Genomic DNA, 21,850 nt, shown 5'->3' on the forward strand with positions numbered 1-21,850 from the left:
TTTGCAGGACGTTATCGCAACCGCAGAAAACGGTTTGGCTTGCGCTTGAACCTGATTGCTGGCTTACTCAACTATGAATTGGCACATGCCTCTTGATTCATGCAGGAAGTCTAATGTTGTTTCTCTATAATTACCAGGCGTCACCCCAACGTGCCGTTTGAACTGCCAGCCAAAATGGCTTTGATCGTAAAATCCCGTGAGGGATGCAACTGTGGCGATCGCCATTCCTTCTACTAAGAGTTTTTTGGCATGGCTAATTCGTAGTTGAGTTTGATAAGCAGTGAGTGATAAACCAATTTCCTGACGAAACACACGACTCAGATGGAAGCGGCTCAACCCAGCAAGCTCAGACAGCTGATCGAGCGTAACATCTGTAGCAAAGTGAGCATGAAGGTAGTCACACACTTGTTTAATCGCAATCCTGGCTGACGACAGAGGAGAGACTACAAGACGGTTTTCAGCGTAGTTCGTCAGCAGGTAAGACAAAAGATTCCAGAGATTTATGTCTCGTTCTAACTGCGATTGCAGGTCGGTCTTTTGCTGTAATGTGATAAACAGTTGGTTGAGTTGAGGGTCAGCCAGATAGACATCTGGAAAAAAGGGTAAAATTTCTGACGCAGCTAGATCAGCAGATGCAGATTGAAACCATTTTGGATGGATAGTCATCATCCAGAATGTAATTGGCTCTGGAAGAAAGGTGCGATCGCTTGGTGCATGAACTTCACCCGAATGGATAATACTCATACTGGCGATCGGAATATCATGGGATGCGCCTCGATAGTGGTATGACCTGCACAATCAAAACTTAAACCAAACTGATATTCCTCGTGGCAGTGCTTGGGCAAAGGTTCTACTGTACCTGCGGTATAGCAATATTGCTCTAGCAAGACGCCATCTGACTGCCATGCTTGAACTGAAATGTCTGCTGCTTTTGCTTTCATAGGCAATGTGCGATCGCAATCTACGATATCTTAAGCCAAAGCAAAGCGATCGTATGACGAGTTCTTGCTCAAAAGTGAAGTCTTGCTCCGCTGCTGACGAACTTGAAGGCAAGAGCTGACGAAACAGCCTCACTTCGCAAGAATCGATGAGACAGAACGTAAAACCGTACCTAAAATCTATCTCAACGTTTTGTGCTTGAACGCAGTATGACAAAAACTCAACTCACTACACAATTCACTTTGTCACAAGTAATAGGAATCAGCTTCATTACGGTTTTGATCGCTTTTCCTGCCCAGGCAAAGAATTTGGAGAATGGACAGAAGCAAGTTCAATCGGTTAGTGTCACTCACAGAGTTGATGAAACGAACGAAACTGATGAGCAGACAAGCTTTTATATTCCTGTTTTAGAGAATCCTACAGAGAACAGTGAGTTAGTGGGTCAAGTCACTTCTGTTAATCAACTGTCGGACGTGCAGCCTACAGATTGGGCGTTTCAAGCACTTCAGTCTTTAGTAGAACGATACGGGGCGATCGCTGGATACCCCGATGGCATCTATCGCGGTAACCGAGCAATAACCCGTTATGAGTTCGCGGCGGGTTTGAACGCTGCGCTCGATCGCATTAATGAACTGATCGCTGCTGGTTTAGCAGATGCGGCAACGGGTGAAGACCTGGAAACAATTCAACGGTTACAAGAAGAGTTTGCTTCAGAATTAGCAGTTTTGCGAGGACGAGTTGACACCCTAGAAGCGCAAACCGCTACCGTCGAAGCCAATCAATTTTCCACAACGACTCGACTGACTGGGCAAGCCGTTTTTGCAGCGAATGCGGGTGGCTTTGAAGGCGAAAACCTGCTCAGTCCAACTGGAGAGATCTTCAGACAGCAAGACCCAAATGCAACGTTTATTTATCGGGTTAACTTGGACTTAAACACCAGTTTTACGGAAACCGATTTGTTGAGAGTCCGGATAGATACGGGAAGTGGTGGTCCCAATGATAATGCAGGAGGATTTTTAGAACCTAACTTTGGCAGTACCTTAGACTTTTCGGCCAAACCTCCTAGCAATGGTAATTTTGGGCTGGGCCGTCTGTACTACACCTTTAGTCCACTAGAACATGTGGCGGTTTCTATTGGTCCCAATATTCGCACCACCGACTACATTGATCGAAACAGCTATGCTAACCTTAGCTTCCGCGACTTTAGCACTTTAGCGTTAACCAATAATTATGTTTTATTTCCCGTTAATGGACCCAGTGCGGGTGCCGCTATAGATTGGAATGTTGGAGATGGCCCATTCACCATTCGAGCCTTGTATGCTGCCGCTGATGCAGGTAATCCAACCGTCCAGGGTATTTTACGGGGAACTGCCCCTTTCACTTCACTGCTCTATCCAGGCAATACCTCAGCTACCGCAGATAGGGGCGATCGCGGTCTCTTTGGCGATACCCATCAAGGCATGGTTGAACTAGAATACGCCCCTTCTTCGACGCTGGCGTTACGAGTGCAATATAGCGGCGGTCGGATTTTTGATCAATCTTTTGATGCGGTTGGGGTGAATGCAGAAGTGGCGATCGCCCCTTGGCTGGCGCTATTTGGACGATATGGATACAGCCAATATCGCGATACCGCATTTGGCGAGATTGAACCTAACTACTGGATGGCAGGCATTGCCTTTCCTGATTTGCTGCAAGAGGGAAACTTAGCCGGGCTTGCAATCGGTCAACCCTTCATTGCCACTGAAATTGGTAATGCAACTCAAACTAACCTGGAAGCCTTCTATCGATTTGCAATTAGTGACAATATTCAAATCACACCTGTGATCCAAGTTGTGAATGATCCTGCAAATCGCAGTGAGAATGGCACCGTTGTCACCGGTACCGTGCGAACCACTTTTTCCTTCTAAACTGATGAATTTCGATAGACTTTGGGAGATGTTCCAGCCAGATTGCGGAAGTGTTTTGCTAGATGAGTCTGATTTGCAAAACCGCACTCCAGGGCAATTTCAGCAATCGATAGTTCGCTTTGTTTTAACAATTGCTTGGCACACTCTACACGCTGCTGCAAAACATACTGATAGAGAGAGATTCCCATTGACTGTTTAAACAAGTGACTGAGGTAATATCGACTAATACCAATACGGTTGGCAATCGCCTCTAGCGAAATTTCCTCACTCAGATGCTCTTGAATGTAATCTAGCGTTTGTTTCACTACACTCAGCGGCAACTCATTCATTATTAATTTGCCTAAAAAGATAAACGAATTTTTGAATGCTTGATCTACTCATAGGTTCCATCTGCTCTCCATTTGCTCAACCTATGAGAAGTTTAGTGAGATCAGCGTTAAACGTCGCTGTCTGAACGTTTGATTAAGTTTAGACAAAAGGCTAAATTTAATCTGAACTGAGGGTAGGTGTGTGAGTGGGGGGCTAAGGCGAGTTCCTGTAATAATGATTTTTAGAACCCATTGCCATCGCCAGCATCACATTCCTTAGCCTTGTATGTCTCAAAATGCTTCTGAAAGTAGCGTTCAATCCTCTGAAGAGGCGACACCCTATCGGTTTGAGCAGCTTGCTAAAGCAAATGCTGTACTCAAGAAAACTTTAGATATTCTGGCTAGCGAACCGGAACTCGACACCGCTTTGGGTCATGTGCTGTGTGTCATGACCGAGTGCGGTAGTGCTATTTAGTAAAGGATAGAGAAAAATAGCTAGTAGTCAAGTTTTAGCCAGATTCTGAGCGATGAAACCTGATTTGACTTGTCCCACTTGTGGCTCCCACGACATCATGAAAAACGGCACCACTCGTCGAGGCAAACAAAACTACAAATGCCGTGATTGTGGTCGTCAGTTTGTGAAGAATCCGCAGTGGAAGCCAATTGACCCTGACAGCAGAGCGATGATTGACCGATTGTTGCTGGAGCGAGTTCCTCTGGCTGGGATTGCTCGTGTGGTGCAGGTTTGTGAGAGCTGGTTGCAAAGCTACGTCAATCGTTACTACCAAGGGGTGCCCCGGCAAGTGCAGGTAGAACCGAAAGACAAGGGGCGCTTAGTCGTGCAGATGGACGAACTGTGGTCTTTTGTCGATGATAAAGGCAACAAGCAGTGGATATGGCTTGCAATGGATGTCGTGACACGCGAAATCGTTGGATGCTACATCGGTGATCGCTCTGGAACTTCTGCCGTTGCTTTGTGGCAGTCTTTGCCGGGGGTGTATCGACCATGTGCAATGGTCTACACCGACTACTGGGAAGCATACACAGCAGCATTACCGAGTAAACGTCATCGTGCAGTCGGTAAGGAAAGTGGACTGACTAGCTACATTGAACGGTTTAACAACACTCTTAGACAACGAGTGTCTCGTTTGGTGAGGAAAACGTTGTCCTTCTCCAAGAAGCTAGAGAATCACATTGGTGCAATCTGGAACTTCATTCACCACTACAATGAACTGATACGTTCAGAACGGCCGAGTTGTTAGAAGAGATTGTTTATTCTCTATCCTTTACTAAATAGGACTACCCAGATGCCTTTCATGTGCATCTAGCCTACTACAAGGGTGAGGTGTTTGAGGCTACAGCAGATGGTAAACGACTGCCAGGTCCCTGGACACAGGGGCACGATCTGACCTGGAAAACCCATATCTGCGATCGCCATCCTACCATTTACGACGTTGAAACTGCACCAGAACTAACTCCTCGGCAACGTCAGTTTATGCAGCATTTAGGCGCAAAAACCCTGTTGGGAGTGCCGTTGCTGTTGCGAAACGAGATCATTGGCAGCTTTACCCTCCGATTCATGGAACGGCGAGAGTTTCAAGCCGATGATCTGGAACTCATGCAAGCTCTGGCGCACTACGCTACTTTGGCGATTCAGTTATTACGAATGGCAGAGCGCGATCGAGAAGCTGCCATTCTAGAAGAACGCAATCGCTTAGCGAGAGAAATCCACGACACGCTGGCGCAAGCATTTACTGGAATCTCGATTCAACTGGGAGTGGCAAAGTGGCTGTTGCAGCGAGACCCTACTGCTGTAGCTGAAATCATCGATCGGGTTGAAAGCTTGACCCAAAGCGGCTTAGCAGAAGCACAGCGATCGGTATGGGCACTTCGTCCTCATGATAAGGAATATGCAGATCTGGCACAGTAGTTGGCTAGCAGTGTTGAGCAAATCGGCACAGGCTCACCGATCCAAATCGATCTGCAGATTGTGGGTACGCCTCGGTTGCTCTCTCCAATCATTGGAAAAAATATGTTGCGGATTAGTCAAGAGGCGATGACTAACACATTGAAACACGCTCAAGCAACCACACTTCGGATTAAACTCACGTATGAAGAGGCGATCGCTGAATTGTGTGTACAGGACAACGGGCGGGGCTTTTTGCCCGATGTGGATACGGGTGGATTTGGATTGATTAGTATGAGTGAGCGGGCCGATCGCATCGCTGGGCAACTGACCATTCATAGTCAACCGGGACAGGGCACAGAGATCTGTATTCAAGTTGCTGTGAATTAGGAGAATAAAGCGGTGTCAGAGCAACCAATTCGGGTTTTAGTAGTGGATGATCATCCGATTGTTCGCAATGGTTTGGTGTTGATGGTGCAGTATAAGCCCGAAATGGAAGTTGTTGCTGAGGCTGCAAACGGCTTGGAGGCAGTTCAGTTATTTCAGCAGCACCACCCAGATGTCACCTTGATGGATTTGCAAATGCCCGAAATGAGCGGAGTTGAGGCGATTGCCACCATTCGCCAAGCTCATCCAGAAGCCCGCATGATTGTGTTAAGCACCTACGACAGTGACGAAGAAATCTATCGGGGGCTACAGGCTGGTGCAAAAGGATATATTCTCAAAAATGCTCCAGTGGATGAAATTGTGAGAGCCATTCACATTGTGCATTCGGGTAAAAAATATATTCCTCCAGAAGTGGGAGAGAAGCTAGCAGAACGTATGAGTCGCCCTCAGTTGACTCAGCGAGAACAGCAGGTACTAGAGTTGATTGCTCAAGGCAAAAGTAACAGCGAAATCGCTGAAGCCCTACATCTGTCCGAAAGCTCAATCAAATATCACGCTAATCATGTGTTTAGCAAATTAGGAGTGAGCGATCGCACTCAAGCCGCACTGTTGGCAGTAAAAAAAGGGATGGTGAATCGGACGCTAGCTCCCTGAGCAGTTTAGTTCCCTCTTTTGCTTTTGCAAGCCAATCGAGTCCGGGAATTGCTTACTCAGGTCAAGCGTAAGATTTACAGGCTGCTTTCAGAGCAGTAAGTAGAAGGTTGTTATGTCAGACGTAATGAATATTTATTGCTCATTTTCGTCTTGCTGTTGCCGATACAGAGACTCAGAGATAATCTGCTGTATCTCAGATCGGAGTTGCTCGTAAGCTTCTGCCGCACACCAAGAACGTAGATATAAAACAGTCTTCTCGCGACTAACGGACGCGACATTACAGGTCGGTTTTGGGGTATTCAGTACCAGAGGATGGGGTTGGACTAAAGATAATAAGTGGGTAATGGTTGGTTCTATTGGGCGATCGCCAATATCTACTTCTAAATCAACCCGCCGAGTTCCCATTGCGGTCAGGTTTTTCAACGTTCCAGAAAACAGGTTGTTGTTAGGCACAATAATTTTTATATGATCTGGAGTCAGAATCGTTGTTGAGAAAATTCCCACACTGTCAACAATACCTGCAACTCCCGCGCCTTCGATTACATCTCCAGCCTCAAACGGACGGAAGGCAATTAACATGATGCCAGCCGCAAAGTGAGAGAGTGTATTCTGCAACGCTAAGCCAATCGCTAAACCTGCCGCTCCTAAAACTGCTACCAGGGTTGTTGTCTGAATTCCAATAACGTTGAGGGCTGCAATAATTCCAACGACAAGTGTGAGAAATTCAGAGGCTTGAATGAAAAACTTTCGTAAAATTGGTTCTACTTGAATGAGCAGCCTGCGAGCTGTGTGACTAACCAGATTGACCCCAATGCGGGTGAGAATCAGGATGCCAACTGCCCATAGCAGCTTCAGCAGAATCTGAAGTGCGATGTCACTTAGACTTTGTCCTGTTGTTGGAGAGGGAGTCGGAGCAGCAACTTGAGCCAGGAAAAGAGGCAGCATATCGATTGAACTGTAGGCTTTAAGGAAAATCACTCTTCACTTTAAAGCGTACAGTTCACAGTCCTTAAACCCGAGTAGGACAGTCGCTAAAGCGTCTCAAGGCGTAATTGCATTCAAAACACGTCAATTGTTGGAAATTTTGCTTGGGCTTGCAGGCAGTCCCACAGATAAACCGCTAGACCCAAATCCCCTGTCCACAGCGGATAGCGCAACTGCCCGTAGAGCTGCTTAGAAAGACGGTACTGTTCAATTGCGTGCATGGCAAAGGCTCTGGCGCGATCGAGCCACATCTGATTTCCGGTTCGAAGGAACAGCTTGAGAAATGCATAGCCGTTGCCGCCAGTGCCGTGGCACAGATTCGACCCTTTCTTCAACGGACCTGCGTGCCAGGTTAGTTCGCCGCCCTGCTCTAAAATGCGATCGAATGGCTCATTAATACCGCTCGGCAGCAGTGCCAAAGCTGTCACCATTCCAGGTGCTCCATGACAATACTGCACCAGTTCTGGAGCTTGACCGGGATTCGCTGTATCATAGACTGCGTGCCAATTTGCTCTTTCACCATCTGTCACTGCAGTATTCACCAGAGTCGTCATAGCTTTGGCTGAAATCTGTTGGAACTGATCCTCCTCCAACAAAGACTGTCCAATTAATAACGGCGTTAAATTACTGGCGAAGCCGTGTACGGGACCCAAAAATTGCTTCTGACTGCCGTACAAGTCGATCGTCCATAAATATCCAACCTCACCAACGGGTTGCCATTCCTGTAACAGTAGGGCTGCTTGAGTTTTGAAGATATCTTGCCATCTCGGTTCTTGTGTCCACTGATGCATGAAGTAGGCAGCCAGCATTGAACCTGCAATTCCCCACATCAGCTCTCGAATCGGCTGAGTATCATTCTTGTGAACCGATCGCCAGATTTCGTTCGCTTTGTCCTCAGAGGGGGCGAGTTTATATTGCAACAGGAGCAGCGGTAGTTCTCCAAATAGATAAGATGACTGCTCTGGATAAGGACTAACCTGCGGATAGCGCTGGCGATTTTGCGCTAATGTTGCGTCGAGATGAGTAGTAATATCAAAGGCTGAATCCACTGCGCCAACGGTTTGTAAGTAATCGATCGCCCACAGTACACCCGCTTTGCCAAAATACAGGTCACTGCCAAGACTGTAATCATCCATTGGATGCCCAGCCAATAGCGGTACGGTTTGCAGTTGAGCGATAGTTTCGTGGACGATCGCTGCGATCGCCTCTTGAGCCGTATTGGGGTTCCAATCCTGTTGCAAGAGTGGATAGTGTCTGGCTGTATCAAATAAGGTCATCTCTTTACCTCAGTGCGATCACGACCCTCATTTCATTTATTTATTGTCATTGTAAATCGTAGTCTTTTGAGCAATTGCTACAAAGGGTTGTACCGCAAAGTGGGCATTTCTGCTACAAGGGAGAAGCAGGTTATTTCTCAAACCCATGACAGCCACCCTCAACCCTTACCTCGCTGACAACTTTGCCCCCGTCCAAACAGAGTTAACTGTTGAGCAATTAACCGTCATTGGTGAGCTGCCACCTGAGCTAAATGGAATGTTCGTCCGCAACGGGCCCAATCCTCAGTTTCCACCTTTAGGTCGTTATCACTGGTTTGATGGCGATGGGATGCTACATGGTGTTCACATTCAGGATGGCAAGGCAAGCTACCGCAATCGCTACATTCAGACTAGAGGGTTTAAGCAAGAGCGGCAAGCAGGGCAGGCATTATTTGGGGGACTGCTCGAACCCTCGCAGGAAGGCTTCAAGAATGTCGCAAACACAGCTCTCGTGTGGCATCGCGATCGCCTGCTGGCTCTCTGGGAAGGGGGTGAACCTCACGCAATTGAGCTGCCCAATTTAGACACGAGCGGCACATATACCTTTGAGGGTAAGTTGTCTTCCCCTGTCACTGCCCATCCCAAAGTTGATCCGGTGACAGGGGAAATGATGTTCTTTGGCTACTCTCTGGGGCAACCGCCCTATGTTCAATACAGCGTTGTGTCTGCCCAGGGAGAATTGCTGCAAACTGTCCCAATCGACCTGCCTGTGGGAGTGATGATGCATGACTTTGCCATCACAGAACACTACACCATTTTTATGGATTTACCCCTCACCTTTCGGTTGGAACGGCTGCAACGGGGAGAACCTGCCTTTGCTTTTGAGCGCGATCGCTCTAGTCGGTTTGGGATTTTGCCTCGGCACAGTGATAACCAGTCGATTCGGTGGTTTGAAGCACCGAGCTGTTATGTCTTCCACACCCTTAATGCGTATGAAGAAGGCGATGATATCGTTTTAATTGCCTGTCGGACAAACAGCACCAGTGTTTTAGGCGCATCTCCCAGTTCCCATGAAGGAGATAATCGTCAGGTTAGAACTGATGTGCCGTTGCTCTACCGCTGGCAGTTCAACCTGAAGACGGGAACTGTGCAGGAACAGACGCTGGATGATCATTCCTGTGAATTTCCTCGAATCAATGAACAGTATTTAGGCAGACCTATCCGCTACGGATACGCGGGCAGCACTGCGCCAATCGAAATGCCAAAATTTGATGGTCTACTCAAGTTTGACCTGGATAAACAGAGCGTTCAGAAGCACTCATTTGGTGAAGGTCGTTATGGCGGGGAAGGTGTATTTGTGCCACGACCAAACGGGACTTCGGAGGATGATGGTTGGCTCATGACCTTTGTGCATGATGAAACTCAGGACAGATCGGAGTTAGTGATCATCAGCACTCAAACGATGACGAGTGAGGCTGTTGCCCGCATCCAGATGCCGCAGCGCGTTCCCTATGGCTTTCACGGCACCTGGGTTACGTTGCCTTGAGAACTATTGCATCGTCCAACTAGATAACCTCCCGACGATGATCAAACAACACTTTTCTCGCTGCTCACTGTCGATAATGGTGAGTTCAGTTACACAAAAATCTGGAAATATGGACGATTTGAGACGGCTTCAGCAAATTTTGGAAGGCTCTGCGATCGCCTCTGTCTTACCTGCGCTCGCAGAGCTCAATTTACCAAACTGGTGGCTAGCAGGTGGAGCAGTGCGAAACACAGTCTGGCAAGCAGTTTTGGGTGAAGATTGTAAATTAGTGATCAATGATTTTGATATTGCCTTTTTTGATTTAGCAGGCGATCGCGCTCAAGAATTAGCAGCAAAGGCGACCTTGAGCAAACAGTTCCCTCATTACAAATTTGATGTGAAAAACCAAGCCAGCTTTGCCCGCTGGCGAACAGGGCGTAGACCTTATCACAGCACTAAAGATGGAGTCGCAGACTGGCTCCACACGGCAACCGCAGTCGGAGTGCAGTTGGATCAGCAGGGACAATGGCAATTTTTCACGCCCTATGGTCTGAACGATTTATTGCAGGGAGTTGTCTGCCCAACGCCTGCTCACGTTCACAATCCTGATGCCGAACGCAAAGCAGCGTCATTTATGGAACTGTGTCCTGCACTACGCTTGGCAGCTCCTCTCGAAGATTCTTCAAGTGAACCGTTGTCAGGTTCAGAACATGCGTAACAAACTCACTATCACAGGTCGTAAAACCAAGCGACTGATAGAACTGACCTGCAATAGGGCTGGTTGTACGAACATGGAGCCAATCAAAACTCAGTGCTGCTTGGATAACGTGGTGAACTAATGATCGCCCAACTCCCTGACGGCGATCGCTCTGCATCACGTATAAACGTCGTATTCGTCCAATCCGAGTTGAATTGGCGTAGGGATCATGGTTTAACCCACAGATGCCAATGATGTGGTTTCCCTGCTTTGCCAGGAATAATGCTTCTCCGGGGCGATCGAATCGATTTACTCCTGCCCTCCACTCGTTGATTAAGCGATCGATTGCTCGAAAGCCAGCCGTTTTGCTCTCAGCCAGCATTTCGGCTAACTCCTGTACAGGTAAATCCAGAACTCTTTGAACTTCGTACATTATCCTTCAAATTCTACGGCACTGCTGATCTGATGTATCAATTTCGTAGGGACATGGCAATGCCATGTCCCGCAGAGGGAATTGAGATCCGTGAACCATACCCGTTCATCAGCGCCAATTCTACAGGTTTAATGATTGAACGGTTAGGTCTTATCAGAACGGCGATCGACTTCTCCAAACCAACAGAAATTGCCATTCCAGCGAAGATGATTTGCTCAAAAACAACTCCCTCTTTCACCAGATGCACAGGGACAGGTTTGACTTCGTCCACCCTTGACGCAGGGTGACAGAAATTGAGTGGATTGCAGTTGTGCTTGGTTACTCACAATTTGGTTCAGTAGCTTGTGAATATCAGTCCTGATTGGCACTTCATTGCAGTAGGTTGTCTATCTCTGTCGCAAGGTAGCTGCACGTTATTCCCCGATGAGTACACTAGAGTAAAACTGATGTAAACGTGATTGTGTAAAGGAAGAAGGGTGAGTATGGTTGCTGACGACTCCGCAAATGTACCAGAGCAAGTTGCTCAAGAAGATTGGTTTAGCCGTGGCAAATCAGATGCACTAATGGGCCATTCCAAACAACCTCCTGAAACTGATCCCGAACAAGCTAGCCAATATGACTTGGGATATGGAGAGGGGAGTATTCAATACTCTCTTGCTCAAAGATCTGAAGCATCGGATGATGCGACTGCTACAGAGAAATAAACCTGGTAGATCACTGCACAGTTGTATTCACTATTAAATATTTGCCCAGAATTTTGATGTCAACAAATTGATGTAGATGCATATTGATTCCCTTAGCCATCAGTTTCTAGCACTATGAGATATCGGGATGGAACCTCATCTACTAGCCAGACCCCGTTGTCTGAGCAGTAAAAGGTAAATCCGGCTTGCTGCATGAGGGCAGTATCAACTTTCAAAATCACAGGGCGACCATGCCGCATTCCCACTTCTCGGGCAGTTTCCACATCTCTAGACAAATGCACATGATGCCGTGACATCTTGAGCAACCCTGATCGCAAAATTGCAGGAACAGATTGTTCGCCCGTCCCGTGATACAACACATCCGGCGGAATTTGGGGTTCCAGTTGCAAATCGACTTCAGTGCTGTGTCCCTGATTAGCACGGATACGAGTTTTGGTTTCATTAAACAAGAACCTTTGTTTATTGCTGGTGGCGACTATATCCTCTAATTCTGTACGAGTAAGAGGAAACTGATGGGCTGCACAAGCAGACAATAGCTCATCAACGCCTACCCAACCACCAGGAGCCAAAGTGAGTCCAAGATGCTCTGGAGTATGCCGCAGATGTTTACTGAGGTATTTGCTGATTTTTGTCTGCCGTGCTTTGTCCATTGCTGCTAATTCTTATGCTTTTTCACTTATGAAGATTGCTTTTTGAGCGATCGCCGAAGTAAATGTAGTTAAAACATCTTTTTTCCTCTCTCATAGTTCTTGTTACTTTTTTATGAAGTGATCTAAATCACAGGAAATTCATCGCTCTACAGATAGGTTTAGCTAGTCCAATGATAGGTTTGTCGAGACTAAATTTGTCAGAAGAGTTTGAGCTTTAAGGGGTCGAGTTTTGACGAGCTACAGTGATATTGATGATGAGCTAAAACGATTGAAGAAAGCAGTCTTGTATCCTGGAAACCCGTCGGATTCATCAACCTATGAAGAAGCTCTAAAATCGGGAACTCAGAGTCTACAGGAAAGCATTAAAGTTTTAGAAGATCTTTGCTCGGATTTGAGAAGCAAGTGTCAAATGAGTATGAGCAAGGCAACTACTAGCCATAACAAGGCTCAAACTGCTTTGATTGAGCAAGATATGGCTTCAGTGTTTCAGCATTCGATCGATAAACAGGTTCACATTCGGCTAGTGCAAGCATTGAAAACAAGAATTGAACAAGTCGAGACTGCTAAAGTATCTCTAGAGAAGCATTTAGGTAATTTAAAGGCGTTGCTTAAATGCTCCTAACTTCTGTTCTTTTGATATACTCACTTTGCAAGGGGTCGCCCTTCAAAGCGAATATGTACCATTGCTATCACCTCTTACTTATCAACAAAACAGCGGAAGGAGGAGGAGTCGAACCTCAATAGCGTTACACTATCCTCTGGTTTTCCAAACCAGTTGCCGTCCACACAGCCGCACCTTCCATCAGCGGAAACTGGAGGAATCGAACCTCTACAGAATTGACTGCACGCCTGTTTTCGAGACAGGTTGTCGCCCATCGACCGCAATTTCCATTTGGGGTGACTGACGAGAGTCAAACTCGCTAACACTGGTGTCACAGACCAGCCCCTCCACCACTTCGGGTTCAGTCACAGTGGATTCTGGGCGGATTTGAACCGGCATCTTTCTGCTTGCAAGGCAGACGCTTTCCCAATTAAGCTACAGACCCACGATTGCCACCTGGCAATAACTTGAATCAATGGCAGGAGTGGTAGGGCTCGAACCTACACAAGCCGATTTAGAAGACCGGTGCCCATCCATTAGGCGACACTCCCAAAGTTTGATAATCCTGGCAGAATTTGAACCTACAACCGTGCGGTTAATAGCCGCCCGCTCCGCCTTTGAGCTATGGAGCAATGAGTGAGTAGTCAATCTGTTGCAAGCTACACTTTGAAAGGCTTGCAGAAGATGATCAATACTCACGAGTGGGAAGTGACAGAATCGAACTGCCTTCTCACCGTCTTCAATGGCACGTGAGCACCAGATTCACCAACTTCCCGTTTTGGCGGAGGATAGAGGAATCGAACCCCTAGCCCAAGGACTACCCTGGTGTTCAAAGCCAGTTGCCGACCATTCAGCGTTATCCTCCACAATTGGCGAGAACGGAGGGAGTTGAACCTTCACTCTTCGGTTTCGTAGACCGACGTGTTCATCCAGTTACACCACGTTCTCAAAGATTTTAAAGACGTGCTGCTCGTCCACTTCGCTTCTGCACCATCAACGTCGTGGTAATGTCGTGCAAGTCGAAAAAGCTGTTATTCATACACAGGATTTGCACCTGTATGTGACTGTTTTTCAAAACAGTTGCCTTTACTATTGGGCGAGTATGTAGCTTTTCCGGTTAGGGCACGACAACGCACAGACGAGGATTTGAACCTCGAACAACGGTTTTGGAAACCGTGATGTTGCCGTTACACCATCTGTGCATTGGTTGCAGTGGTAGGAGTCGAACCCACATAAGCTCGGTTATGAGCCGAGTACCTTAACCATTAGGTGACACTGCAATGGTTGGACTCCAGGGCGGGAATTGAACCCGCGAATAGTTGGTTTTGCAGACCAACGCCTTCCCACTTGGCGACCTGGAGGGGTAATCTAAAAGTTTGGTGGAGACGTGGGGAATCGAACCCCAATCCTGCAACCGTCCGTTTGTTGGCTTCGGAGCAGTCGAACACCAATCGCGTCCCCACAGCGAGGATGACAGGATTTGAACCTGCAGCTTCCTGTTTCGAAGACAGGCGCTCTATCCATTTGAGCTACATCCTCATTTAGAGGTATCTGACGGGAGTTGCACCCGCTTCTCCGTGCTTGAGACAGGATTTAAACCCACGATCTTTCGCACGGGCGCGCGATTGCTTTGAGCCAGATTAAGCTACATCCCCAAGGTGGCGATTCAGTTATCAAGGTTCAGGTTCGCTGATGTCAGCAGGAATTAGAGGAAGCAACGCCGTTCCAGGTAATGAGTTTGCTGAAGGTGATGGATTGCTTTAATACGTTGGGTTGAAGATGATCCCTGATTAAAAGGTTTATCTCGAAGGGGTGCAGAAGCACCAGAGAAATGAGTTTGTAAGAACTCCGAACACTTCGAGAGAAGACCTATTGATTGAAGGGAGCGAGTAGTCATTGGATTAGCTCTTTTGTGTCTCATCTCATACTACAAACATAATACAACGTACTACAAAACGTCAAGGGCATACTACAACTTTTTTGGGAAAGAGTTTGGAAGGGAGAGGGAGAGTGCCTCAAAATGTCTGTATCCCCCTCTTCTACAAGAGTTGTCCATTACGCCAGAGAAGAAACGTGTGCTTCACTCATTTGCCATAGCTTGTAGATGAAGAACTCGGTGCGATGCGAAGCAGTTCCCTCTTCGGGGTAATCGCTTATCGCCGTTAGAAACATCCCTTCGTGAGCCTCTTTGCTTTCGGCAACCCAGCTTCCGTTCAGGCTCACTTCTACAAACTCCTGATCTACAGGAATGAGCGTGACAGTTGAGCTGCCTTCTTGCTGCAACGCGATCGCTAGTTCTTCCAGTTCAGGAATATCAGCAGGTAATAGAAAGGAGGCACGACCTGGTTCAACGTGGAGCGGTTGTCCTAACCGCATTGCCAGAACGACGCGCTGTGCGATTAACATCTCGGGTGCGGTCATCGTCCGCTCCATGTACAGTCCAACTTCGGTGTAATTCAGCTTTAACATGGGTAATTTACTCCTCAAAAAATAACCCCCGCCTCTGATGACCAGGAGCGGGGGTTTGGGAAATTGATATGGTTTTCCCTAGGTGGGTGTCAGGGTTGCGCTGCACCTCCCGCTTGCGGTCAGTTGATCTGAATTGAACGATTCGGAGTGAATGCGATCCGAATAAATTGCTGTATCAATGCTTTTACGGACATCAATGCCTTTCCTGACGGATCTGCCGCCGCTAAAGCGATACGTTCCCTCGAACGCAGACAGCGCCAGTGCGCCTAAACCTGGATGGGATTGGCACGATATGGTGTTGCTTGGGGTGGCGAGGAGAAGGCGTATCATGGAAGGCTGTAGTATTCGTATTACAAGTCTGGGCTATTACATACTACACTTGTAGTATTGGGTTGTCCACTCTTTGATCAAAATTAGGACGTTCGATCATGAATACACGCAAACGAGGTACTACTCCGGAGATGCAGGTCACGAGTATCCGGTTGGAATCTGAGCTAAAAGAGCGATTACGGGAAATTTCCGGTGAGCAAGGCTATCAGGCTCTCATCCGAGATATACTTTGGCAGTTTGTGGAGCAACAAACAATATCAGATGATAAGGAATTATCCCAAGTGGAAAATTGCTTTGCATCGCTTTCTGATAAAAGTAGGCGATCCTCGGATCAAGAAGTTACAACAATGCACTTCCACTCATCTCGGTTGTCCATGTCAAATATTCGAGCAACTTTTAGCGCGATCGCACACAAAGAGGAGAGATGCGCCATTACCGGACAATATATTCATCCCCAACAGAAAATATGGTTGGGATTGACAGATACTGGCGAACTTGTTCCTTTGAGCTTATACAATTAACTGACGGGAGCATGTTTCCTCTTGGCAGAAGTCTTTGCGACACAGTCCTCTAGCCAGCAATGCCTCATACAATTCAGCGTCTGCCTGTCTGGTCCCATAGGTAGACGTATCGGTAGGCAAACTGCTGCTAGGCTAATAGGGATATGCCGCCGAGTCAGTACTCATCTGACTTCTCCCAGGTGCTGTTGAAAATATTGACGATACACAGAGCAGCGCGGTTTAGCCTCGTTGCTTGTCAGCCGAATGAGTTCCATACTGTGAAGCTGATAGGCGGCGATTGGCTCTAGCTGAACAGAACTGGTTTGTCCTTGGTTTAGCAGGAAGATTGCTTTGACAGAAAGAATTGCTACATACTATCAGCCACAAAACTTTAGACCCGTAGCCGATAACCTACACCCCGAACCGTTTCAATACGATTGTCTCCCAGCTTTTTTCGCAAGTGCCCGACATAGACGTTGACAATGTTAGTGCCGGGGTCATAATCATATCCCCAGATACGATCGAGAATCTGTTCTCGTGTAAGTACTTGCATTGGATGACGCAGAAAAAATTCTGCGAGTAGAAACTCTCGGGCTGAGAATTCGATGGAGCGATCGCCCACCCATGCCTGACGAGTCAACAGATTTAGTGTGATATCAGCCACCTGCAATGAAGTATCTGGCTGAGTGCGGGGTACTTTATTGCGAAGCTGCACTCGGATGCGGGCAAGCAATTCTTCAAAGCTAAAGGGTTTAGTGATGTAATCATCTGCGCCGCCCTCCAATCCAGCGACCGTATGTCCTACGCCATCTCGTGCTGTAAGAACAATGATCGGAATGGTTTGTCCCTGTCCGCGAAAGGCTTTGAGGACGGCTAACCCATCCTGATCGGGTAGCCCTAAATCTAAAATCACCAGATCAAAATCTCCGGCATGGCTTACTTGCAGTGCTTCTCGCCCGGTGTTAACGGCGATGGTCGTGAAGCCGTGTGCCTGTAGCCCGGATTCCAGAAAGTCGATGATGCGGAGATTGTCTTCGATGATGAGAATTCGACTCATGGATAGTGGCTGGAGTAGCGTCAAGTGGAATCACAATCGTAAAGGTAGCACCATGACCGGGATGACTGGAAAGCTCAACCCAGCCGCCGTGAGCATGGGCGATCGCTTCCACAATAGAAAGCCCCAATCCATGATTTTCGCCCTGAGTTTCCTGTGCTGTGGTGACAAAGCGTTCAAAAATACGCACCTGATCTTCTAGGGCAATTCCTTCTCCTGTATCGCTCACCCAAATGTGAGCATAGTTTTCGCAGATTGAGGAACCGAGGGCGATCGCATCCCCTACTTGAGTATGGCGAATAGCATTCTGCACCAGGTTCATTACTGCTTGGGTAATCCGCTGGCGATCGACCCGAATTGGGCTTAAACCTTTCGATTCCAGCTTCCACTGTCGATTTGCTAGAGAACGGACTTTGAGATACAGTTCCTCGGTTAACCAGTCCAATTCTTCCAACTTGAGCGTGAGAAAATCGGGTCGTTCTGCCTTTGCCAGGAGCAATAAATCATTGACGAGGCGATTCATTCGATCGAGTTCATCAATTGCCAGTGCGATCGTTTGTTCCTGTCGTTCCGGGCGATACTTTAAAGTTTCGAGATAGCCGCGAATCACGGTAATCGGGGTTCGCAATTCGTGACCAGCATCTTTCAAAAATTCCTGCTGGCTCTCAAACGCAACCTGAAGTCGATCTAGCATCGCATTGAAAGTGGTCGTCAATTTGGCAATTTCGTCCGTGCCCTCTACCGCAATTCGCTGAGTCATATCCGACTCGGTGATAGACTGTGCGGTTTCAGTTAACGTTCGCAGCGGAGACAGCACTTGTCCTGCGGTTGTCCAAGCGATTACCGCTGCAATTCCCATGACCCCCAACATGACCGGAATGATCAGTAACACTGCTCCATCCACCAACTGATAAATACTATCAGCACAGTGAACAATCACTAACACTCCCTGAGCTTGTCCATCAATAATGACAGGTTCTGCAATGTAAAACAGTTCACCCGCTGAGGTGTTGACGCTTCCTTGTTCGGCATTCACTAACTGTCCCCATTGTTGAATTAAGGCAGCATCTTGTGTTAGCAATTCCGTTGGAAACAGGTCAGTGTATTGATAAACCTCACCTTGTAGGAGAGCGATCGCATAGTCGTCTGCATCTATTGGTTCATATTGGGACAGGAAAACATCAAAAATCGTAGCAACTTGCTGTCCAGCGGATGCATTAGAACTTGGACGATACTCACGCACAAGTTGTTGAAACTCATCGGTTTGGCGTGAAACATATTCCTGAGAGTGGTCACGAATCCGCTCATATAGAATATGGTGAGTTACCAAAATAGATGCAACCCCAGAGAAGGTAGTGAGTAAAAAATACCAGATCAAGATCCGAGGACGGGTACTGTTAAACCATTGCCGCCATTGCCTGAGAGGAGGCATGTAACTCATGGCAACCTCCTCAATTGGCGAGAGAATAGGATTTCTAAATGAATTCGCTGCTGCCTTGAGAATTTAACAGAAGCAGTTTCGTCAGTATGAACACTCCCTGAGTTCACATAAGTCATCTGCTGTTGCAAATAACCCATGTATTGCTGCACAGAGAAGTAGGATATTGATTGAGCCATGATGAACTGCACTCCAGTAGGGCTAGTTAAGTGATGTTTTTTTCAAGGCTTTGCCTACTCGTCGCCAGAGCGATCGCACATACTTCTTCTGATCAACCAGGTGCAGCGCAACAAATCCTAGAAATGTGTACGCGATCCAGAAGTGTAGATCTCTTGCCAACTCTACAATAGCCGCCTTCTCAGGAAAAATGTCCGGTAGCGTCGCAATCCAGAAGAAAGGAACATTCCCGCTTTGATAAGAATTGGATAGAAGAAAACCACTCAGAGGAACTGCTAGCATAAACAGGTAAATTGCTGTGTGCAGCAGGAATGTGCGAATCCACTCACCTGTAAACTTGGGCAAGCGGCGCGTATACTTGCGCCACCAGACGCGCTGCAAAATAAAGATTCGCCAAGTTAGCAATGCCATTGTTAATGCACCAACTGACTTGTGCAAGGTGTAAGCGTTGTCCTGCAGGGCTGTATCTTCTGGTAGCCGTACCATTCCAAACCCTCCAACCCATAGCAACAAATAGCCACTTGCCATGATCCAGTGAATTGACCATAGCTGTTTGAAAGCTGAAGTTAATCTGGGTTTAGCTACCGCTTTTTGAGGCACTAATTGAGAACTCATCGGAAATCTCCTGCATTTCAATGACGTTTTTGCTCTGTCATTCAATATCCGAGAGTTCCATAAATTCACAATAAACCGTTGATAAAAACTTTTTTATAAATCTGACAAACAACGTTGTCTTCTGCACAAATCACTTTTTATAGCCGTTTTCATTTTTAATCATTATGTGCAAGCTGCAAGATTACAAAGCAAGTTGCAAGATTACAAACTTTCAACAATTTCCTTGACTACATGAAGATTGGAATTGAATCGGGCATACTACCCTATGCCTCTGATATCTTAGAGCACTCAGCGACACATCGTTTCCCGCTTCTCCCATGCAAAAACCGATCTACAGCCCTCAAGAAATTCGCAGCACCCGCTACAGCACCCTTGCCAACCTATTGCGCTACAGGTTTGACAACTTCATGGCTAAGGGTACTGTCGCCTTAGTCAGTGGATTAGCACTAGTTTCTTTCGTGTTTATCTTGCTGATGGCAGTTCTGGTCAATCTGTCTGGAATTGCACCAGAAGATGGCGATCGCCTCAGTTTGCCAGAAGCTGTGTGGGGGGTGCTGATGCGAACGCTCGACTCAGGTACGGTCGGCGGCGATACGGGCTGGGTGTTTCGCCTAACCATGCTATTTGTCACCTTTGGCGGCATTTTTGTAGTGAGTACCCTCATTGGTCTACTCAGCAGTGGAATTGATGCAAAGTTAGAGGACCTTCGCCAGGGTCGCTCACGGGTGATTGAAACCGATCACATTGTGATTTTGGGCTGGTCGCTCCAGGTTTTTACCCTGATCTCTGAGTTAGCTCTAGCAAATGCCAACCGACCCGATACTTGCATTGTTATCCTCAGTGAAGCAGACAAAGTGGAAATGGAAACGGCGCTTCAGAGTACCTTAGGGAGACTGCCTCGAATTCGGCTAGTTTGCCGCACCGGCAACCCCAGTAATATGGCTGACCTGGGAATTGTGAACATCCAAACCGCGCGCTCAATCATTATCCTGAATTCTGCTCAAGATCATGCAGATGCCCAGTTAGTGAAGACACTGTTAGCGATTACTAATATTCCGCGATCGCACTCTCAGCCTTATCACATTGTTGCTCAGGTCCAGACCGCTAAAACCCTGGATGTGATCAACATCATTGGGCAAAGCGAAGTAGAAACATTATTAACGAATGACCTAATCTCGCGTATCGTCGTACAAACCTGTCGGCAATCAGGATTGTCTGTGGTTTACATGGATCTGCTTGATTTTAGCGGGAATGAGATCTACTTTAAAACGGAGCCTGCACTACAGGGAAAGACGTATGGTCATGCGCTTCTGTCTTACAATGACTCCACTGTAATTGGGATTCAGCGCGTTGATGGAGCGATTCAACTCAATCCGCCCATTCATACCCCTATCCAAGCAGGGGAACAAATTATCTTAATTAGTGAAGATGACGACACCATTCACTTATCAAATCTCGCTGATACGTTAATTGATTCCCAAGCTATTCGGGCAGCAAAACAAGCTTTAGCCAGAGCCGAACACACTTTGATTTTGGGCTGGAACGATCGCGTTTGCATGATCATTCAGCAGCTCGATCAGTATGTTGCGTCTGGTTCTACTGTGACGGTCGTAGCTGAGTTTCCAGATGCCGAAGTCGATTTGTCAGAAGAAACACTTAAACTACAGAATCAAACGGTGCGTTATCAACAGGGCGATCCAGCCGATCGAGAAGTGCTAGAAAGCCTCAATTTAACCGAATACAATCATGCTGTTGTTCTATGCAATCCAAGCTTGGAGGTTGAGCAAGCAGATGCCCAAACTCTGGTAACACTGCTGCATTTGCGGGATATTTCCGATCGCCATCACCATAACTTTCAGGTAGTCACCGAAATTCTGGATGTAAGAAATCAAGCGCTCGCTCAAGTTGCTCGTCCAGATGATTTTGTCATCAGTGAGCAGCTCATCAGTTTGATGCTGGCGCAAGTGTCTGAACAGAAGAACATTAATGCTGTACTGAGCGACTTATTCAGCCCAGAAGGATCGGAGATTTACCTCAAACCCGTCGCGGACTATGTTGAGATCGATCGCCCCGTTAACTTCTATACGATTGTTGAGTCTGCTAAAAAACGAGGAGAGTCAGCGATCGGGTATCGGTGCAAAGCGGATGCCAATAACCTGGCGAGATCTTACGGCGTTGTGATTAATCCATCCAAAAATCAGCTTGTCGAGTTTAAGCCTCAGGACGCGATCATTCTGTTGGCTGAGTCTTAAAGTGACAGTCTGTTATGAGCTGCTAGACACTACAGATCTCGGTTCTAGAGGATGCTTTTATTCA

26 protein-coding genes, 10 tRNA genes and 1 pseudogene are annotated in these 21,850 nt (G+C 47.2%); 13 read left to right on the forward strand and 24 right to left on the reverse strand.

The genetic code is table 11. The features are described from left to right. A pseudogene (locus H6F88_RS19460) lies at nucleotides 1–96 on the forward strand (IS5/IS1182 family transposase); the annotation flags it as partial. Here H6F88_RS19460 and H6F88_RS19465 read toward each other — a convergent pair. Together H6F88_RS19465 and H6F88_RS19470 are read right to left on the reverse strand one after the other, a co-directional pair. Beyond that, nucleotides 64–744 carry an AraC family transcriptional regulator gene (locus H6F88_RS19465; protein ID WP_190644404.1) on the reverse strand — a complete coding sequence of 227 codons (681 nt, stop codon included), beginning with the start codon at nucleotides 742–744 and terminating at the stop codon, nucleotides 64–66. The pseudogene H6F88_RS19460 and the gene H6F88_RS19465 overlap by 33 nt on opposite strands. Next, nucleotides 741–941: a hypothetical protein gene (locus H6F88_RS19470; RefSeq protein ID WP_190644405.1), complete on the reverse strand. Its 201-nt coding sequence runs from the start codon at nucleotides 939–941 to the stop codon at nucleotides 741–743. The genes H6F88_RS19465 and H6F88_RS19470 overlap by 4 nt, the downstream gene beginning before the upstream one ends. A gap of 207 nt (nucleotides 942–1,148) precedes the next feature. On the opposite strand from H6F88_RS19470, the gene H6F88_RS19475 reads away from it, so the two are divergent. After that, complete coding sequence (locus H6F88_RS19475; RefSeq protein ID WP_190644406.1) at nucleotides 1,149–2,846, forward strand: iron uptake porin; 1,698 nt, start codon at nucleotides 1,149–1,151, stop codon at nucleotides 2,844–2,846. On the opposite strand, the gene H6F88_RS19480 is transcribed toward H6F88_RS19475, so the two are convergent. Next, entirely contained in the window at nucleotides 2,843–3,175 is a 333-nt protein-coding gene (locus H6F88_RS19480) for an AraC family transcriptional regulator (protein ID WP_190644407.1), read from the reverse strand. The genes H6F88_RS19475 and H6F88_RS19480 overlap by 4 nt on opposite strands. Nucleotides 3,176–3,440: 265 nt before the next feature. On the opposite strand from H6F88_RS19480, the gene H6F88_RS19485 reads away from it, so the two are divergent. The 5 genes from H6F88_RS19485 (at nucleotide 3,441) to H6F88_RS34565 (ending at nucleotide 6,101) form a co-directional block, all read left to right on the forward strand. Next, on the forward strand, nucleotides 3,441–3,629 hold the full coding sequence (locus H6F88_RS19485) for a hypothetical protein (protein ID WP_190644408.1): 189 nt from the start codon (nucleotides 3,441–3,443) through the stop codon (nucleotides 3,627–3,629). Between the two features lie 64 nt (nucleotides 3,630–3,693). Then, on the forward strand, nucleotides 3,694–4,416 hold the full coding sequence (locus tag H6F88_RS19490; protein ID WP_190644514.1) for an IS1 family transposase: 723 nt from the start codon (nucleotides 3,694–3,696) through the stop codon (nucleotides 4,414–4,416). Between the two features lie 56 nt (nucleotides 4,417–4,472). After that, nucleotides 4,473–5,084, forward strand: coding sequence for a histidine kinase (locus tag H6F88_RS19495; protein WP_190644409.1), 612 nt, complete (start codon nucleotides 4,473–4,475; stop codon nucleotides 5,082–5,084). After that, nucleotides 5,085–5,450, forward strand: coding sequence for an ATP-binding protein (locus H6F88_RS19500; RefSeq protein ID WP_190644410.1), 366 nt, complete (start codon nucleotides 5,085–5,087; stop codon nucleotides 5,448–5,450). A gap of 12 nt (nucleotides 5,451–5,462) precedes the next feature. After that, the gene (locus H6F88_RS34565; protein ID WP_190644411.1) at nucleotides 5,463–6,101 is read left to right on the forward strand and encodes a response regulator; all 639 of its coding nucleotides are present in this window, start codon (nucleotides 5,463–5,465) and stop codon (nucleotides 6,099–6,101) included. A 132-nt stretch (nucleotides 6,102–6,233) separates the two neighbouring features. Here the strand turns inward: H6F88_RS34565 and H6F88_RS19510 are convergent, their stop codons facing one another. Both H6F88_RS19510 and H6F88_RS19515 read right to left on the reverse strand, forming a co-directional pair. Further along, nucleotides 6,234–7,046, reverse strand: coding sequence for a mechanosensitive ion channel family protein (locus H6F88_RS19510; protein WP_190644412.1), 813 nt, complete (start codon nucleotides 7,044–7,046; stop codon nucleotides 6,234–6,236). 113 nt (nucleotides 7,047–7,159) lie between these two features. After that, nucleotides 7,160–8,362 (reverse strand): LanC-like protein, encoded by a 1,203-nt coding sequence (locus H6F88_RS19515; RefSeq protein ID WP_190644413.1) that lies wholly within the window; start codon nucleotides 8,360–8,362, stop codon nucleotides 7,160–7,162. A gap of 145 nt (nucleotides 8,363–8,507) precedes the next feature. On the opposite strand from H6F88_RS19515, the gene H6F88_RS19520 reads away from it, so the two are divergent. Together H6F88_RS19520 and H6F88_RS19525 are read left to right on the forward strand one after the other, a co-directional pair. Next, nucleotides 8,508–9,887, forward strand: a complete 1,380-nt coding sequence (locus H6F88_RS19520) for a carotenoid oxygenase family protein (protein ID WP_190644414.1) — start codon at nucleotides 8,508–8,510, stop codon at nucleotides 9,885–9,887. A gap of 109 nt (nucleotides 9,888–9,996) precedes the next feature. Continuing rightward, nucleotides 9,997–10,584, forward strand: a complete 588-nt coding sequence (locus tag H6F88_RS19525) for a nucleotidyltransferase family protein (RefSeq protein ID WP_190644415.1) — start codon at nucleotides 9,997–9,999, stop codon at nucleotides 10,582–10,584. Here the strand turns inward: H6F88_RS19525 and H6F88_RS19530 are convergent. Together H6F88_RS19530 and H6F88_RS19535 are read right to left on the reverse strand one after the other, a co-directional pair. After that, on the reverse strand, nucleotides 10,499–10,996 hold the full coding sequence (locus H6F88_RS19530; protein ID WP_190644416.1) for a GNAT family N-acetyltransferase: 498 nt from the start codon (nucleotides 10,994–10,996) through the stop codon (nucleotides 10,499–10,501). The two genes, H6F88_RS19525 and H6F88_RS19530, sit on opposite strands and share 86 nt — an antisense overlap. A gap of 37 nt (nucleotides 10,997–11,033) precedes the next feature. After that, the gene (locus H6F88_RS19535) at nucleotides 11,034–11,267 is read right to left on the reverse strand and encodes a hypothetical protein (RefSeq protein ID WP_190644417.1); all 234 of its coding nucleotides are present in this window, start codon (nucleotides 11,265–11,267) and stop codon (nucleotides 11,034–11,036) included. A 211-nt stretch (nucleotides 11,268–11,478) separates the two neighbouring features. On the opposite strand from H6F88_RS19535, the gene H6F88_RS19540 reads away from it, so the two are divergent. Continuing rightward, a complete protein-coding gene (locus H6F88_RS19540; protein ID WP_190644418.1) occupies nucleotides 11,479–11,700 on the forward strand; it encodes a hypothetical protein in 222 nt (73 codons plus the stop codon). Nucleotides 11,701–11,792: 92 nt separating this feature from the next. Here H6F88_RS19540 and H6F88_RS19545 read toward each other — a convergent pair whose 3' ends face one another. Continuing rightward, nucleotides 11,793–12,350 carry an RNA 2'-phosphotransferase gene (locus H6F88_RS19545; RefSeq protein WP_190644419.1) on the reverse strand — a complete coding sequence of 186 codons (558 nt, stop codon included), beginning with the start codon at nucleotides 12,348–12,350 and terminating at the stop codon, nucleotides 11,793–11,795. Between the two features lie 409 nt (nucleotides 12,351–12,759). Here H6F88_RS19545 and H6F88_RS19550 point away from each other — a divergent pair, with 409 nt between their 5' ends. After that, nucleotides 12,760–12,972 carry a hypothetical protein gene (locus H6F88_RS19550; protein ID WP_190644420.1) on the forward strand — a complete coding sequence of 71 codons (213 nt, stop codon included), beginning with the start codon at nucleotides 12,760–12,762 and terminating at the stop codon, nucleotides 12,970–12,972. A 92-nt stretch (nucleotides 12,973–13,064) separates the two neighbouring features. Here H6F88_RS19550 and H6F88_RS19555 read toward each other — a convergent pair. From H6F88_RS19555 to H6F88_RS19610, 12 genes are all read right to left on the reverse strand, one after another. Then, nucleotides 13,065–13,152: transfer RNA gene (locus tag H6F88_RS19555), tRNA-OTHER, on the reverse strand. Nucleotides 13,153–13,156: 4 nt separating this feature from the next. After that, nucleotides 13,157–13,240: transfer RNA gene (locus H6F88_RS19560), tRNA-Ser, on the reverse strand. A 3-nt stretch (nucleotides 13,241–13,243) separates the two neighbouring features. Further along, nucleotides 13,244–13,320, reverse strand: a tRNA-His gene (locus H6F88_RS19565). Nucleotides 13,321–13,322: 2 nt separating this feature from the next. Further along, nucleotides 13,323–13,396, reverse strand: a tRNA-Ala gene (locus H6F88_RS19570). A gap of 31 nt (nucleotides 13,397–13,427) precedes the next feature. Beyond that, a tRNA-Arg gene (locus H6F88_RS19575) sits at nucleotides 13,428–13,502 on the reverse strand. A 319-nt stretch (nucleotides 13,503–13,821) separates the two neighbouring features. Further along, a tRNA-Arg gene (locus H6F88_RS19580) sits at nucleotides 13,822–13,899 on the reverse strand. 183 nt (nucleotides 13,900–14,082) lie between these two features. Beyond that, a tRNA-Trp gene (locus H6F88_RS19585) sits at nucleotides 14,083–14,153 on the reverse strand. A gap of 2 nt (nucleotides 14,154–14,155) precedes the next feature. Further along, a tRNA-Ile gene (locus tag H6F88_RS19590) sits at nucleotides 14,156–14,231 on the reverse strand. Nucleotides 14,232–14,236: 5 nt separating this feature from the next. After that, nucleotides 14,237–14,312 (reverse strand) — tRNA-Cys (locus H6F88_RS19595). 104 nt (nucleotides 14,313–14,416) lie between these two features. After that, nucleotides 14,417–14,490: transfer RNA gene (locus H6F88_RS19600), tRNA-Arg, on the reverse strand. Nucleotides 14,491–15,006: 516 nt separating this feature from the next. After that, a complete protein-coding gene (locus tag H6F88_RS19605; protein ID WP_190644421.1) occupies nucleotides 15,007–15,420 on the reverse strand; it encodes an alr0857 family protein in 414 nt (137 codons plus the stop codon). A 78-nt stretch (nucleotides 15,421–15,498) separates the two neighbouring features. Next, nucleotides 15,499–15,750: a hypothetical protein gene (locus tag H6F88_RS19610; RefSeq protein WP_190644422.1), complete on the reverse strand. Its 252-nt coding sequence runs from the start codon at nucleotides 15,748–15,750 to the stop codon at nucleotides 15,499–15,501. Between the two features lie 98 nt (nucleotides 15,751–15,848). Between H6F88_RS19610 and H6F88_RS19615 the strand changes: the two genes are divergently transcribed. Then, the gene (locus tag H6F88_RS19615) at nucleotides 15,849–16,271 is read left to right on the forward strand and encodes a hypothetical protein (protein WP_190644423.1); all 423 of its coding nucleotides are present in this window, start codon (nucleotides 15,849–15,851) and stop codon (nucleotides 16,269–16,271) included. A gap of 161 nt (nucleotides 16,272–16,432) precedes the next feature. On the opposite strand, the gene H6F88_RS34100 is transcribed toward H6F88_RS19615, so the two are convergent. The 4 genes from H6F88_RS34100 to H6F88_RS19635 all read right to left on the reverse strand — a co-directional run bounded on the left by H6F88_RS34100 (nucleotide 16,433) and on the right by H6F88_RS19635 (nucleotide 19,534). After that, complete coding sequence (locus H6F88_RS34100) at nucleotides 16,433–16,615, reverse strand: AAA-like domain-containing protein (RefSeq protein ID WP_190644515.1); 183 nt, start codon at nucleotides 16,613–16,615, stop codon at nucleotides 16,433–16,435. Nucleotides 16,616–16,641: 26 nt separating this feature from the next. Continuing rightward, nucleotides 16,642–17,307, reverse strand: a complete 666-nt coding sequence (locus H6F88_RS19625) for a response regulator transcription factor (protein ID WP_190644424.1) — start codon at nucleotides 17,305–17,307, stop codon at nucleotides 16,642–16,644. After that, nucleotides 17,213–18,745, reverse strand: a complete 1,533-nt coding sequence (locus H6F88_RS19630; protein WP_190644425.1) for a HAMP domain-containing sensor histidine kinase — start codon at nucleotides 18,743–18,745, stop codon at nucleotides 17,213–17,215. The genes H6F88_RS19625 and H6F88_RS19630 overlap by 95 nt, the downstream gene beginning before the upstream one ends. A gap of 198 nt (nucleotides 18,746–18,943) precedes the next feature. Next, complete coding sequence (locus tag H6F88_RS19635) at nucleotides 18,944–19,534, reverse strand: cytochrome b (protein ID WP_190644426.1); 591 nt, start codon at nucleotides 19,532–19,534, stop codon at nucleotides 18,944–18,946. A gap of 317 nt (nucleotides 19,535–19,851) precedes the next feature. Here H6F88_RS19635 and H6F88_RS19640 point away from each other — a divergent pair, with 317 nt between their 5' ends. Beyond that, on the forward strand, nucleotides 19,852–21,786 hold the full coding sequence (locus tag H6F88_RS19640) for a potassium transporter TrkA (RefSeq protein ID WP_190644427.1): 1,935 nt from the start codon (nucleotides 19,852–19,854) through the stop codon (nucleotides 21,784–21,786). Nucleotides 21,787–21,850: the final 64 nt, after the last annotated feature.

It is taken from the genome of Oculatella sp. FACHB-28, assembly GCF_014696015.1.
GTDB lineage: Bacteria > Cyanobacteriota > Cyanobacteriia > Elainellales > Elainellaceae > JAAUTN01.